The sequence below is a fragment of the Nostoc sp. XA010 genome, from assembly GCF_020829625.1.
GTDB lineage: Bacteria > Cyanobacteriota > Cyanobacteriia > Cyanobacteriales > Nostocaceae > Nostoc.
Window position 1 is genome coordinate 409,580 of record NZ_JAIVFX010000001.1, and the last position, 13,198, is coordinate 422,777.

A 13,198-nucleotide genomic window follows, 5' to 3' on the forward strand; every position below is an offset into this window, starting at 1 on the left:
AATTAGAAACTGTGACTCAGCACGGGCTAAACCTTAGCTATCCGCTAACAGAACTCAGAATTGGAGCGAAACAACTGGTGAGCAGCTTATTACAAGGAGTCAACCTGTATTTAATTGGGATGATGGGCGTTGGTAAGACGACAGTAGGGCGCTTACTGGCGAAGGAATTGGGTTATGGGTTTGTGGATACCGATAATGTTATTGCCCAAGCAACAGATAAATCTATCAATGAGTTATTTGCACAAGTTGGTGAAGCAGGCTTTCGCCAGTTAGAAAGCGACGTGCTTTCACAAGTTTGTGCTTTTACAAAGTTGACTATCGCAACCGGTGGCGGCATTGTACTGCGGCGAGAAAATTGGGGCTATCTGCACCACGGTTTGATAGTCTGGCTAGATACGCCAGTGGAGATAATTTACAGCCGTTTAGCTGAGGATACCACAAGACCACTGCTGCAAGATGCTGATCCTAAAGGGAAATTGCGATCGCTCCTCGAACAACGTACACCACTTTACTCTCAAGCCGATTTGCACATCACCGAGCGAGAGGGAGATACACCTGAAGACGTTGCCAAACGAATACTTGAGGCAATTCCTGGCGTTCTCAAAACACAACTTTCTCATTAGCTGGCAGAAATATGTGATGGCTTCACACGAATTTAGTATCAAACTAAATTTTTTAGTCAGGGTAATGTAAATCAACTAACAACTTGCTTGAGAGCGAATTTCTTGGAAATAAGATATTTGAGATTTATTCTTTAGGCTTGTTCATAGAGTTTTCTTAGAGAATGCTTGATCTGGATAACAGCTTGTACTTATTCAAGCAGCTTTTTTGAGCATTTTCCCATAGAATGTTACACCCACTATATTTTTGGGAACTCTTAACATTGAGTACAGTTTTCCCAAACTTTAGATTGGTAAGTCATGAAAGTTGCCCAGATCATTGACACATTAAGTATCTGGTGGAAGCAAAATTTGAGGTTAGGTATCAAGCCTGCCTTGTTTTGTTTGTTTGCGATCGCCCTTTCCCTGACTTTTGTGATCAATGCCTGTAGTCTTGGGCAAAACCAATCTCTCAAACCGCTCCGGGTGGGAATTACAAGCTGGGTAGGATTTGACATTGCACTTTATGCCCAACCCTCACATATCTTCAAGCAGCGCGGTCTAGAAGTTGAATTTGTGCGATTTGATAACCAGCAAGATTCCAGCCGTGCTGTCATGCAAGGAAGATTAGATGCAGCATTTGCCTCCTTCTGGGACGTGATGCAGGTTGATCCGGGCAATGGTAAACCCGTGGTGTTAATGATAACCAATATTTCTGCCGGATCTGATGGGATTGTTGCCAAGCCAGCAATTAAATTGGTGCAAAACCTACGCGGTAAACGAGTAGGAGCAAAGTTAGGAACCGTCAACCATTTAATTTTGCTGGAAGCTCTGAAAGCCCATCAAATCAAACCCTCTGAAGTTCAGATTCTGAATTACTCCAATGAAGTCGCAGCCCAGAAAATTGGGACAGGTGAGATCGATGCTGCTGTGCTGTGGGAACCGATGCTAGGAGAAACAGCGAAGCACATCAAGGGCAACGTGATTCACACCACAAAGCAATTAGACAGTCTGGTGATTGATACCTTGATGTCCAGTGACAGCATAATGAAAGCTAAAAAAGCGGAACTAAAGCAATTCATCCTGGCATGGTTTGATGTAATGCACGCAGTTGAAACCCAGCCGACAGAAGTATTTAACGCAGTTGGAAAAAAACTAGGACAAAGTGGTGAGTCTTTCGCCAGTGATTATGCTGGGCTAAAAAAAGGAGATATTACTTTGAACAAGCGGATGTTTGCAGCAGATGGTCGTCTTAATTCAGCAAAAGCAGAAATTGTCCAACTTCTGCAAGCAGATCCGCGTCATGGTCGGGTGATTCGGCAAGACGTAGAGATTAATCCAGCCCTTGTCAATGAAGCAATGGCAGAATGGAAGTCATGAGCCAGAAGTTATCTAAAAGTAATTTATCCCATCAACTACTGATGGGTTTTGGCATTTCTCTAGCAACAGTCGGCTTAACCACATTAGGATTGAACTTCTTCTTGATTCAATCAAAGCTAGAGCAAGAACTAGAACAACGTGCCCAATCGATTACCCAGGGGGTTGGGTTTTCCACGGAAGGATTAATCGAACTAGGGAATAGAAGCATTATCAAGCGAGTAGTACAAAACTACGCTACACTACCAACGGTCGTGGAGGTGGCGATCGTCACTCCCAATGGACAAACCCTGGCTCGGAGTGGAGAGGCATTACAAAATCCGCCTTATGCTTCGATTTATCCAGAATTGACTCAAGTATTAAAACAGGTTTCTCAAACGGGTTCAGAAACGAGTTTGAGAACCACAATCAATGGTAAGCCCGCATTAGTAGAAATTTTGCCATTTAGCAGCACCATGTTTGGTCAGGCAAATCGACGCGGAATGACGATCGCCATTCTTGATGTCGAAGAACTACAACAGCAAGCGTGGAAAACCTTCTCTACCTCTACCTTTACCCTACTTGTTGGGATGTCAGCGATTCTAGCACTGATGACAGTGATGATTCAGCGATCGGTGTTACATCCACTCCAACGTTTGAATAAAGCCGTCACCGACAGTCAAAGCATTGACCATTTTGTTATGCCCAGTGGATTGCCAGATAACGAAATCCAATTCCTTGCCCATACGATTCAAGCAGCCGCTACACGAGTAGAGGCATACCAGCAACTTGAAGAAGAAGTTGCACAGCGCAAACAAGCAGAAGCCGCTTTACTGGCATCAGAAGGGCAATTACGGCAGCAAGCCCAAGATTTAGAGAAAGCAATCCAAGACTTGCAGCAAGTTCAAATGCAAATCATTCAAAGTGAGAAAATGTCTGCTTTGGGCAATCTGGTGGCTGGGGTTGCCCACGAAATCAACAATCCAGTCGGTTTTCTCAAGGGTAGCCTCAATAACGCAACTGAATACATCCAAGATTTGCTGAACCATTTACACCAATATCAACAAGCCTATCCTAATCCGTCATCTAATATTCAAGACCATGCAGAGGAGATTGACCTGGAGTTTTTAGCTGAAGATTTGCCGAAACTGATCTTGTCTATGAAAGGGGCAACAGATCGAGTTGGGGATATCAGCACCAGCTTACGGACGTTTTCCCGATCGGACACAGAACATCCGGTGCAATTTAATTTGTATCAAGGACTGGATAGTACCCTGCTGATCCTCAAATATCGCCTAAAAGCCAATGAGCTACGTCCAGCAATTGAGGTCGTGCGATTATACGATAAGATTCCTGCGATCACTTGTTTTTCTGGACAGCTCAATCAAGTGTTCATGAATATTCTGGCAAATGCGATCGATGCTCTGGAAGAATCGAATCAAAGGCAAAGTTATGAATATCTCAAACAACATCCAAATCGAATTACGATCAAAACGGCGCTGACAGAGGATCAACAATCAGTCACTATCCGAATTAAAGACAATGGGATTGGCATGACAGATGATGTCAAGCAAAAGATATTTGAGCATTTGTTTACCACCAAAGGAGTTGGCAAAGGAACTGGATTAGGCTTGGCGATCGCTCGTCAAGTAATTGTTGATAAACATCATGGCACTCTGAATTGTGTTTCTAGTCCAGGCAATGGCACAGAGTTCATCATTGAAATTCCAGTTCAACAGGCTGCGTATCAAGTGAAAGCGGCATAGTGTTATCAAACCATAATCTTTTTAAAATCAGAATGATACACTCCACCTAATTGAGCAAATTTCAGCACTAGCTATGGCTTATCAGTACAGACATACTCAACTTTGGCATCAGAGATTGTGAGGAGTTACAAAGTCTTCTACACTGACTGAAATAGGTTTTAACTCTCTCTGTTAGGCTCCTCATGACGGACAACGATTCTGAATACATCAGGCAAGATGAAGCCACTCGTGTACGTGTACTAAGCGAAGCACTACCTTATATTCAACAATTCGCCGGTCGCACTGTTGTTGTTAAATATGGCGGCGCAGCAATGAAAGATAGCACACTCAAAGACAAAGTTATCCGCGACATTGTATTCTTGTCCTGCGTTGGCTTGCGTCCGATTGTAGTCCACGGCGGTGGCCCAGAAATTAACAGTTGGTTAGATAAGCTAGGCATCGAACCACAGTTTAAAAATGGTTTGCGAGTCACTGATGCTGCCACAATGGATGTGGTGGAAATGGTTTTAGTTGGTCGAGTTAACAAAGAAATTGTCGCGCTAATTAACCAAGCTGGTGGATTGGCTGTAGGACTTTGCGGTAAAGACGGGAATCTATTTACAGCCCGTCCCCAAGGTCAAGAAGGCATTGGTTTTGTGGGGGAAGTCAGCAATGTTAACATCAAGATTTTGGACACTCTCGCTAGCAATGGCTATATTCCGGTAGTATCGAGCGTCGCCGGAGACGAGACAGGGCAAGCTTATAACATTAACGCCGATACTGTAGCTGGAGAAATCGCTGCTGCATTAGGAGCAGAAAAGTTAATTTTACTGACTGACACTAGTGGAATTTTAAAAGATTACAAAGACCCATCTACTTTGATTCCAAAAGTAGATATTCGTGAAGCCCGCGAACTGATTGCCGATGGTATAGTTAGCGGTGGGATGATTCCCAAAGTCAGTTGTTGTGTGCGATCGCTTGCTCAAGGAGTCCGTGCAGCACACATTATCGATGGTCGCATTCCTCACGCCCTATTACTAGAAATCTTTACTGATGTAGGGATTGGGACGATGATTCTCGGTTCGCAGTTTATGTAGTAAAAGTTAGGAGTTAGGAGTGAGGAGTGAGGAGTTAGGAGTTAGGTGTTAAAAGTTCTTCCTCATCTCCCTCATCTCTCTTTAGGGACTTGCAAATAAAAAATACTCTATTTATTGTGGGGTGGGCGACATGAGCGCCCAGGAATTAAAGGCGGGCTTTTCGGCCCACCTCACAAGATTGGGTAATTTATTCGTTGGAAGTCCCTTACCGGGGATAAACGAAAACACGCGATCGCCCACCGCTAAATGGTCTACGATGCCATGAATTATCTATAATCACCGGATTAACTATGGTTGAGTCTCGAATTGCCGGATTAATCAAAGTTGGATTAATTAGGGTGGAATTTCTCACGTTCTGCCTGAACTGGGGATAGTAATAATCGGGGTAATTATTGCGTTGTGGCATCAGTCCCGTTCCTGGGTCTACAGGCATAGGTGTTGGAATCGGGCTACCATAAATGAAGGAACCGACAGGAGGCGATGTCTGACGACAAGCTGCTTCGCATCTACGCCTGATTCCATAATCGGGTGTGAGAATCGGATTACCATAAATGAAGGAACCAGCAGCAGGCGATCGCCTGACTCCATAAGCACCATCAATCACAATCACAGACTGTGCAGAAGCTGGAGCAATGCTTACACCCATAACTGCTAAAGTCATGCCTGCTAAGAGCCAATTCAGTTGCGAATGCTTGATTTTCAACATATTTTTGCTCACTTGTATTTGATACCAAAATTTTTAATCAGAAAATAATCGCAGCTACTTAGTTAAAATTTTAGAAGTTTATTTAGTTTCAGGTTGCCAGCTTTTGAAAAAATTCCAAAAAGATTGCTGGTATTGGCAAAATTAAAATAGTGCTGATCTTTATATAAGCCGTGAGTGTAGAAAGTTTAGAAATTGCTAAAACCCGCTACCAGGCTGGGAAAGCTGCCTTTGAAAATGGCCAATACCGTGAAGCCATAGAAAATTTAGAAAAGGCCAGCGCCCTGTTAGCTCCTAATTCTCGCCTTGCGGGGGAAGTAGAAATTCATCTGGTGACAGCCTATGAAGCAGCTGGACGCACCGATGATGCGATCGCTCTTTGCGAAAGACTCAAACGCCATGCCCATTTTGAAATTGGCAAACAAGCGCGACAGATGCTTTACATTTTAAAAGCACCAAAGCTGAAAAGACCCAGCGAGTGGATGACCGAAATCCCCGATTTAGGCGCACTATCCGATAATGAACTCAAAATTTCTGTGCCTGCTAAGTCTACTAAATCTTCTGTGCAGCAAAAGCCTAAACCTGCCGAGCCAGAATTCGTTGACCTCAGTCAGGTCAATACCAGAGATAATCGCTTTATCTGGGTGGCGCTAATTGCCATTGCTTTAACCATCTCGTACTTGCTTTGGTTGAATTTTTCAGGAACCCCAGGCTGATCCTAACAGTAGATATTTCCGTGCTGGGGTTCCTTGCTGCTTTTGCAGCCCGTTCGTCACTCAGCAGTATAGTTCGGATCAGATCCCTCTGCCTGCGGCGACCCCCCTAAAAAGGGGTAGAGGAATAAAAATAGCCTCCCAATTTATCGAGGGGTTGGGGGAATCTTCGGGAGATAAAGCAAGTTAACCGAACCGTATTGCGCCGCCCAGTAGTAGAAGTCAAGATTGGTTAAAAAGTTTGACTTTTGGGGAGATTTATGATTACAAATTCTTCAATTTTCGGAAAGATTTTCTTTTGGCTAATTAGACCATTTAGTTTTGTATTGACAAATATGAAATTTCTCTCAGTACTGAATGGTCGAAATCGAATGAACCGCGTCAAGCGAAATCCTATTTTGTGGCTAGTGCTGTTAACATCCCTGCTGCTGACTGGCTGTGTTAAGTACGATGTAGGGCTTAACTTTGACAACTCAAATAGTGGCGAACTAGTACAGCATATTAAGTTGGGAGAGCGGCTAACTAGTTTTAGTGGCGATTCTGTGTACGAATGGTTAAACAGCATAGAGCGCCGCGCCCGTCAACTAGAGGGGAAAACACAGCGAGTTTCCCAAGAAGAAATCATTGTCACAATTCCTTTTAGTAGTGGTAGGGAATTACAAGAGAAGTTTAACGAATTTTTTAACTCCCGTGCGAATCAACCCTCTGAGTCAGTGGGGAGCCAATCTGACTCAGAACTGCCGAAAATTGAATCAAACGTCCTTTTGGAACAAAACAATTTTTTACTTTTAGTCCGAAATCGATTGATTTATGATTTGGATTTGCGATCGCTATCCTTAATTGCCAGCAAAGGTAACGTTTTGGCTAATGCTGGTTCAATTCTCGACTTGGAATTTAGCTTGAAGACTCCTTGGGGAGCCAAAAATATTCAACTAACTGAAACTGCGATAGAGCCAGAAAAAAATGGCAATCGATTAGTGTGGAAACTCCAGCCTGGTGAGCTAAACCACATAGAAACCATTTTCTGGCTTCCCAGTCCCCTTGGTATTGGTGCGTTGTTAATTATCCTGTTTGTCTGGGGAGGATTGTACTTAAGATACAATTTCATGCCAGATCCCAGAATTCAGTTCACTTCCAAAGCAGCAGCTATCCAAGAACAGTAGAACTATTCATCTGTTTATTTATATTGTCAGTTAAGCCGATGCATTTTCCATCGGCTTTTTTACTTCACATTCAGACTGTTGTTCGCTACCATACCAACGTTCAGCAAGTACATTGAGTTGATGAAGCACATCAATGAGTTCCTGACCACGTTTTGTAAGACCGTAAGTTACTTGGGGTGGGACAGTCGGTTCATAATGGCGATAAATAATCTCTGCTGCCTCAAGCATCCTCAGTCTTTCAGTCAAAACTTTGGTTGAAATGCCCTCGACTAGGTGCTTCAATGCACCAAAGCGAGTAGGCCCACTATTACACAACACCCATAGTATATACATTGTCCAGGGCCCTGATAGTAAGGACATCAGAATACTGACAGGGCAAGCATCAGGATTTTTAGAGACAGACATCGGTAAATTAACTTAAAGTCCGACAGTTACTTTATGGTAACTACTTTACTTTAGTAACTAGTTACTTTTAGTATCTAATGTAATGCTTTGAAATTTAGACTCAAAAAAAGTAAAAGCAGAAATCTTAGCTAATCAGGAGATATTTGGTGGTAAACATCCTACATATTGATTCCAGCCCCCGTGGTGAGCGATCGCACTCCAGAGAATTATCTAAGGAATTCGTCAGTGCTTGGAAAGCTGCACATCCTGAAGATGCGATCGCCTATCGAGATATAGGACGTCACCCAGTTCCTCACGTTAATGAAGCTTGGATTGCAGCTGCATTTTCACCACCAGAAACCCATACCCCAGAATTAGCTGAGGCACTTAGGATTTCTGACGAACTGATTGATGAGTTTTTGGCAGCCGATCGCTACGTCTTTGGAGTGCCAATGTATAACTTGAATATCCCTTCTACTTTTAAGGCTTACATCGACCAAATCGTTCGCGCTAACCGGACTTTTGCTGTAGATGCTCAAGGTTTTAGAGGGTTAGTCGAGGGTAAAAAGGCAGTTATCATTACAGCTCGTGGCAGTGACTTTAGCGCGACCTCCCCTTTCGCTGCCTATGACTTCCAAGAACCCTACCTGCGGGCAATTTTCGGCTTTATTGGGATTACAGACATTCAATTTATTAACGCTAATAGCTTGAACGGGGGAGATGCCCGTACCCAATCTCTATCAGAGGCACGGGCAGCAATTCAAGATGCGATCGCCCAGTGGTAATGTATTGACATTTTACGGATCGTGATGCGTAAAGCCCCCGAATATAATTCGGGGGATATAAGCGAACAGGATAAATTTATTTATCCGTCAAGCTTCTAATAAATTCTCTAAGAATATCATTTAAGCTACGTTCTTTCTTGTGGCAATACTTCACAAGAATCTCGTACTCCTCATCAGAACATCGGACAGTTAATTTTTTCATGCCGTCATAATGCCGCCACTGTGGTACAATACTAGCATGAAGACACTAAGGTTTAAGTTGTACGAACACAAACGGAATAGATACCTCAAGCGGACAATTAACGCAAGTGGGGTTATCTATAACCGTTGCATTGCTCTACATAAACGGTACTACCGGATGTGGGGGAAGCATTTAAACTGTGCAAAACTTCAGGCTCACATTGCCAAATTGCGGAAGCGTATTCCGTTTTGGCAATCAGTAGGTTCTCAGGCTGTACAAGATATTTGTCAACGCATCGAGAAAGCCTACCAACTATTTTTCAAACACAATAAAAATGGCTGTTGTCCGCCAGGATTCAAGAAGGTCAAAAAATACAAGTCATTCACCTTAAAGCAAGCTGGTTATAAGTTTCTGGGCGGCAATCGAGTTAAAGTTGGGAGCCGAGTTTATCAATATTGGAACTCCAGAGAGATAGAAGGAAAAGTTAAGACTTTGACTATTAAACGCACGCCGTTAGGTGAGCTATTTATGGTTATTGTCGTTGATGGTAACGATGGGCCAGAAATCAAATTCACGACTGGTAAAATAGCGGGGTTTGATTTTGGCTTAAAGACATTCCTGACCTGCTCAGACGGGACAACAATTGAGTCTCCCCAATTTTTCAAACAATCACTCAACGTCATAAGAATTGCGAATCGGCATCACTCTAAGAAGCTCAAAGGATCTTCTAACCGAGAACGGGCAAGGAAGAATTTAGTACGCGCTCATGAAGACATAGCCAACCGCAGAACTGATTGGTTTTGGAAGTTAGCGCATGACCTAACTAATAGATTTGATGTGCTGTGTTTCGAGACATTGAACCTCAAAGGCATGAAGCGTCTTTGGGGAAGAAAAGTTAGTGATTTAGCGCTTCGAGATTTTTTAGATATTTTGGAGTGGGTGGCGAGAAAAAAGGGGAAGCAAGTAGTCTATATTGACCAGTGGTATCCAAGCAGTAAAACTTGTTTCAACTGTGGACATATTCTAGATAGTTTAGATTTGTCAGTTACAGAGTGGCGTTGCCCCAGTTGTCAGTCGATTAATGGACGCGATGAAAACGCCGCTAACAACATTCAAGCAGTCGGGGCATCGACTGTTGGCTTAGGCGATGTCAGACAGGCTATGCCTGCAATTGCTGTTTGAAGCTAGAATCCCCCGAATTTAGCGGAGCGCATTCGGGGGAGTATGTCAAAGAATGCTCTGATGTGGAGCATTGGACATAAGAAAGAGACAAGGAAGAAAGAAACTTGTTCAATAATTCTCCCTTGTCTCCCTCATCTCCCCTGCCTCCCCTGCCTCCCCTGCTTCCCCTGCCCCCTGCCTCCCCTTCACGGTGACAACCGCTCAATTTTCCAAGTGTCATTATCTAAACGGCTATAGAGCAAGCGATCGTGCAGACGACTGGGACGGCCTTGCCAAAACTCAATTTCTGTGGGGATCACTCGTAAGCCACCCCAATGAGGCGGTCGGGGAATGTCCTCACTTTCATATTTGCTCTTAAACTCCTGCAAACGTCGCTCCAGGACTTCTCGGCTTTCTATCACCTCACTTTGATTAGATATCCATGCACCCAGACGACTGTTGGCAGGGCGACTGTGAAAATACTGGTCGGACTCAGTTTCGGAAACTTTCTCCACATACCCCGAAATCCGCACTTGACGTTCCAGTTCTGCCCACCAGAACACTAAAGCCCCCTGAGGATTTTCTGCCAGTTCTTGTCCTTTGTGACTGTTGTAGTTAGTAAAGAAGGCAAAGCCCCGTTCATCAAAATCCTTGAGTAACACCATTCTGGCTGAGGGCTTACCGTCTGGTGTGGCGGTAGCAATGGTCATGGCATTGGGTTCTGGGAGTTGCGCCGCTAGTGCCTGATCGAACCATTTTTTAAATTGGATAAACGGATTGAGGTCAACTTCAAGTTCGCTCAAACCTTCTAAGGTGTAGTCTTTGCGAAGGTCAGCTACAGTTTTATCCATTTTGATTTACTTCCTTGTTATCAGATACGCTAATACATGTCTTTGTTAAAAATATCTATGATGATGATCAGCACCATCAAGAATTTTACAAATTCTCTCAAAGAATATTTAAAATAGGTTGCATAAAATGCGCCGTTCGGCCTCCTTTCAACGCCTGTTAATTTATGGTCTAAGCGGCCCGATTATCGCTCTCAATGTCTGGCTGCTGTCTGTGCTTTTTCGCTATTTTCAGCATCCCATTACTGTCTTGATCATTGCAGCGATTCTGGCTTTTCTACTAAATTACCCGGTTAAGTTCTTTGAACGTGCCCAGATCACGCACACTCAGGCGGTGATCATAGTTTTACTTGCAACGTTAACCTTGTTTGGGATTCTGGGCGTGACCCTAGTGCCATTGATCATTGACCAAACAATCCAATTGTTAAATAATATCCCTGATTGGTTAGGCGCGAGTCAAGCAAACTTAGAGCAGTTTGAGAAGCTGGCAAAACAACGACGTTTGCCAATTGATTTGAGGGTTGTGAGCAGTCAAATCAATGCCAACGTTCAGAATCTGGTACAACAGCTAGCTTCTGGTGCAGTCGGATTTGCTGGAACACTGCTCTCAGGATTACTTGACGTAGTGTTAGTAATCGTGCTTGCATTTTATATGCTTTTATATGGCGATCGCGTCTGGTATGGTCTGGTCAATCTTTTGCCCTCTAATATTGCAGATCCTCTTACCGCATCCTTGCGCCTAAATTTTCAGAACTTTTTCCTCAGCCAGTTATTGCTAGGACTGTTCATGGTGCTAACCCTGACGCCAATTTTCTTAGTGATGAAGCTGCCCTTTGCCCTGTTGTTTGCCATATTAATCGGGATCTCGGAACTCATTCCCTTTATTGGGGCATCTCTCGGCATTGGTCTAGTGACGATTTTAGTACTGCTGCAAAATTGGTGGTTGGCAGTTCAAGTTGCCATAGCGGCAATTCTCATGCAGCAGCTTAAAGATAACTTGTTAGCTCCCAGGTTACTAGGCAACTTTATTGGGCTGAATCCCATCTGGATTTTCATAGCTATTTTGATGGGATTTGAAATTGCTGGCTTGTTGGGGACACTTGTTGCTGTTCCCATTGCTGGTACTATCAAAGGAACTTTCGATGCGATCAAGAGCGGGAAGCCAAGTAATTTTGTGTCAACAACTGTCACTATTCCTCGTGACCGACCTCCTGATTAAGAGGGTAGAGGGGCAGAGGGCAGGGGGAACAGGGAGACAAAGTGACTTGTGAGAACTTGCAACAAGTCTTTCCTCTTGTCCTCTTGCCAATACCCTGCAAAAGCCTTGATATACAAAACTTTTGACTTTTGACTTTTGACTTCCGCCTTGCGGTAATGCCCAATGCCCCATACCAAAAGTTGCACAATCAGATATCACAATTCACAATGGTGATTGATTACAAATTTCAGGGGATACTGGCAACAGGCAATTCCTCTCATTAATTAACTTAGAACCCGTTAATGGAAGCTTCCGAGCTATTAGAGACAATCACACTCCTAATTTACCAAGCCCAACAGGGAGAAATTGATCCTTGGGATGTCCAAGTGATTGAGGTGATTGACCGTTACTTAGAACTGATGGCACCGGAGGCAATAGGAAGAGGTTATGAATCGGACTTGTCTCAATCTGGACAGGCATTTTTGTCAGCATCAATGCTGGTATTATTCAAAGCCAATACCTTGATGCAATTGTCAACAGTAGGAGATCTTACGGATGGTGTAGTAGATGATTCTCTATTGGAAGATGAAGGCGGAATATTACATCAGGGCCATCGTCTACCATTAGAACGGCAATTGCGTCGTCGGGCATCGGCAATGCCGCCACCAAAGCGCCGGGTGACTCTGCAAGAGTTAATTAAGCAATTGCAGATTATGGCGAACCAGCTAAAACTGATAGAAAAAGTCAGCAAACCTATTCGTCCCAGACGGCTGCCTAGCGTCCAAAGTATGCGGGAGGCGCTGGAGTTAGCTCACCAGGAAAATCTGACGGAAGTAGCTAGGGAACTGGAGCAGGTGTTGAATGTGTGGGCAAGGGAGCTAAATTTAGAACAAAATTGGTTGAATTTAGAACAACTTGTAGAGTTGTGGACTCAGACAAAGCATTTCAAGCAAAATGGGTCTGGACATGATTCTAAACATAGTCATTTAGTTAGCGTTTTCTGGGCACTACTGTTACTCTCGGCTCAATCGAAAGTAGAGCTATTTCAAGAGGAGTTTTACCATGAGATTAAAGTTCGGCTACTTACAGATTCAGCTAAGACTGGCAAACCTTTTGAGGAATCAATGAACTAAGAAAACGATAAGTAGCTTTACAGATAATTTACAGATTTTTGATTCAGCCCCAAAATCCGAGTAAATTGAAAAGATAAGCGATCGCTTGTCATCTAAGTATACCTATGGTTGCAATAACCACTAAATTCCTGT

General features: G+C 43.6%; 13 protein-coding genes. 10 read left to right on the forward strand and 3 right to left on the reverse strand.

Features of this window, described 5'->3' with window-relative positions:
* Positions 1 to 77 precede the first annotated feature (77 nt).
* From LC608_RS01785 to argB, 4 genes are all read left to right on the forward strand, one after another.
* Entirely contained in the window at positions 78 to 623 is a 546-nt protein-coding gene (locus LC608_RS01785) for a shikimate kinase (protein WP_229552079.1), read from the forward strand.
* Between the two features lie 297 nt (positions 624 to 920).
* On the forward strand, positions 921 to 1,979 hold the full coding sequence (locus LC608_RS01790; protein ID WP_229551880.1) for an ABC transporter substrate-binding protein: 1,059 nt from the start codon (positions 921 to 923) through the stop codon (positions 1,977 to 1,979).
* Positions 1,976 to 3,721, forward strand: coding sequence for an ATP-binding protein (locus LC608_RS37175; RefSeq protein WP_308189821.1), 1,746 nt, complete (start codon positions 1,976 to 1,978; stop codon positions 3,719 to 3,721). The genes LC608_RS01790 and LC608_RS37175 overlap by 4 nt, the downstream gene beginning before the upstream one ends.
* Positions 3,722 to 3,903: 182 nt before the next feature.
* Positions 3,904 to 4,797: an acetylglutamate kinase gene (gene argB, locus LC608_RS01800; RefSeq protein ID WP_229551881.1), complete on the forward strand. Its 894-nt coding sequence runs from the start codon at positions 3,904 to 3,906 to the stop codon at positions 4,795 to 4,797.
* A gap of 205 nt (positions 4,798 to 5,002) precedes the next feature.
* Here argB and LC608_RS01805 read toward each other — a convergent pair whose 3' ends face one another.
* Positions 5,003 to 5,503 (reverse strand): hypothetical protein, encoded by a 501-nt coding sequence (locus LC608_RS01805; RefSeq protein WP_229551882.1) that lies wholly within the window; start codon positions 5,501 to 5,503, stop codon positions 5,003 to 5,005.
* 170 nt (positions 5,504 to 5,673) lie between these two features.
* On the opposite strand from LC608_RS01805, the gene LC608_RS01810 reads away from it, so the two are divergent.
* Positions 5,674 to 6,216, forward strand: coding sequence for a tetratricopeptide repeat protein (locus LC608_RS01810; RefSeq protein WP_229551883.1), 543 nt, complete (start codon positions 5,674 to 5,676; stop codon positions 6,214 to 6,216).
* Between the two features lie 257 nt (positions 6,217 to 6,473).
* Positions 6,474 to 7,376, forward strand: coding sequence for a DUF3153 domain-containing protein (locus LC608_RS01815; RefSeq protein WP_229551884.1), 903 nt, complete (start codon positions 6,474 to 6,476; stop codon positions 7,374 to 7,376).
* 30 nt (positions 7,377 to 7,406) lie between these two features.
* Here LC608_RS01815 and LC608_RS01820 read toward each other — a convergent pair whose 3' ends face one another.
* Positions 7,407 to 7,781 carry a helix-turn-helix domain-containing protein gene (locus LC608_RS01820; RefSeq protein ID WP_229551885.1) on the reverse strand — a complete coding sequence of 125 codons (375 nt, stop codon included), beginning with the start codon at positions 7,779 to 7,781 and terminating at the stop codon, positions 7,407 to 7,409.
* Positions 7,782 to 7,927: 146 nt separating this feature from the next.
* Between LC608_RS01820 and LC608_RS01825 the strand changes: the two genes are divergently transcribed.
* On the forward strand, positions 7,928 to 8,545 hold the full coding sequence (locus LC608_RS01825) for an FMN-dependent NADH-azoreductase (RefSeq protein ID WP_229551886.1): 618 nt from the start codon (positions 7,928 to 7,930) through the stop codon (positions 8,543 to 8,545).
* A gap of 238 nt (positions 8,546 to 8,783) precedes the next feature.
* Positions 8,784 to 9,908 carry a transposase gene (locus LC608_RS01830; protein ID WP_229551887.1) on the forward strand — a complete coding sequence of 375 codons (1,125 nt, stop codon included), beginning with the start codon at positions 8,784 to 8,786 and terminating at the stop codon, positions 9,906 to 9,908.
* 185 nt (positions 9,909 to 10,093) lie between these two features.
* On the opposite strand, the gene pdxH is transcribed toward LC608_RS01830, so the two are convergent.
* Positions 10,094 to 10,738: a pyridoxamine 5'-phosphate oxidase gene (gene pdxH, locus LC608_RS01835; RefSeq protein WP_229551888.1), complete on the reverse strand. Its 645-nt coding sequence runs from the start codon at positions 10,736 to 10,738 to the stop codon at positions 10,094 to 10,096.
* A 127-nt stretch (positions 10,739 to 10,865) separates the two neighbouring features.
* Between pdxH and LC608_RS01840 the strand changes: the two genes are divergently transcribed.
* Entirely contained in the window at positions 10,866 to 11,954 is a 1,089-nt protein-coding gene (locus LC608_RS01840; RefSeq protein ID WP_229551889.1) for an AI-2E family transporter, read from the forward strand.
* A 281-nt stretch (positions 11,955 to 12,235) separates the two neighbouring features.
* The gene (locus tag LC608_RS01845; protein ID WP_229551890.1) at positions 12,236 to 13,066 is read left to right on the forward strand and encodes a segregation/condensation protein A; all 831 of its coding nucleotides are present in this window, start codon (positions 12,236 to 12,238) and stop codon (positions 13,064 to 13,066) included.
* Positions 13,067 to 13,198: the final 132 nt, after the last annotated feature.

Excerpts from the sequence above, each read along its gene's own strand:
- LC608_RS01790 (WP_229551880.1), top strand. The coding sequence starts at position 921 with ATGAAAGTTGCCCAGATCATTGACACATTAAGTATCTGGTGGAAGCAA.
- LC608_RS37175 (WP_308189821.1), top strand. The coding sequence starts at position 1,976 with ATGAGCCAGAAGTTATCTAAAAGTAATTTATCCCATCAACTACTGATG.
- argB (WP_229551881.1), top strand. The coding sequence starts at position 3,904 with ATGACGGACAACGATTCTGAATACATCAGGCAAGATGAAGCCACTCGT.
- LC608_RS01805 (WP_229551882.1), bottom strand. The coding sequence starts at position 5,503 with ATGTTGAAAATCAAGCATTCGCAACTGAATTGGCTCTTAGCAGGCATG.
- LC608_RS01815 (WP_229551884.1), top strand. The coding sequence starts at position 6,474 with ATGATTACAAATTCTTCAATTTTCGGAAAGATTTTCTTTTGGCTAATT.
- LC608_RS01820 (WP_229551885.1), bottom strand. The coding sequence starts at position 7,781 with ATGTCTGTCTCTAAAAATCCTGATGCTTGCCCTGTCAGTATTCTGATG.
- LC608_RS01830 (WP_229551887.1), top strand. The coding sequence starts at position 8,784 with ATGAAGACACTAAGGTTTAAGTTGTACGAACACAAACGGAATAGATAC.
- pdxH (WP_229551888.1), bottom strand. The coding sequence starts at position 10,738 with ATGGATAAAACTGTAGCTGACCTTCGCAAAGACTACACCTTAGAAGGT.
- LC608_RS01840 (WP_229551889.1), top strand. The coding sequence starts at position 10,866 with ATGCGCCGTTCGGCCTCCTTTCAACGCCTGTTAATTTATGGTCTAAGC.
- LC608_RS01845 (WP_229551890.1), top strand. The coding sequence starts at position 12,236 with ATGGAAGCTTCCGAGCTATTAGAGACAATCACACTCCTAATTTACCAA.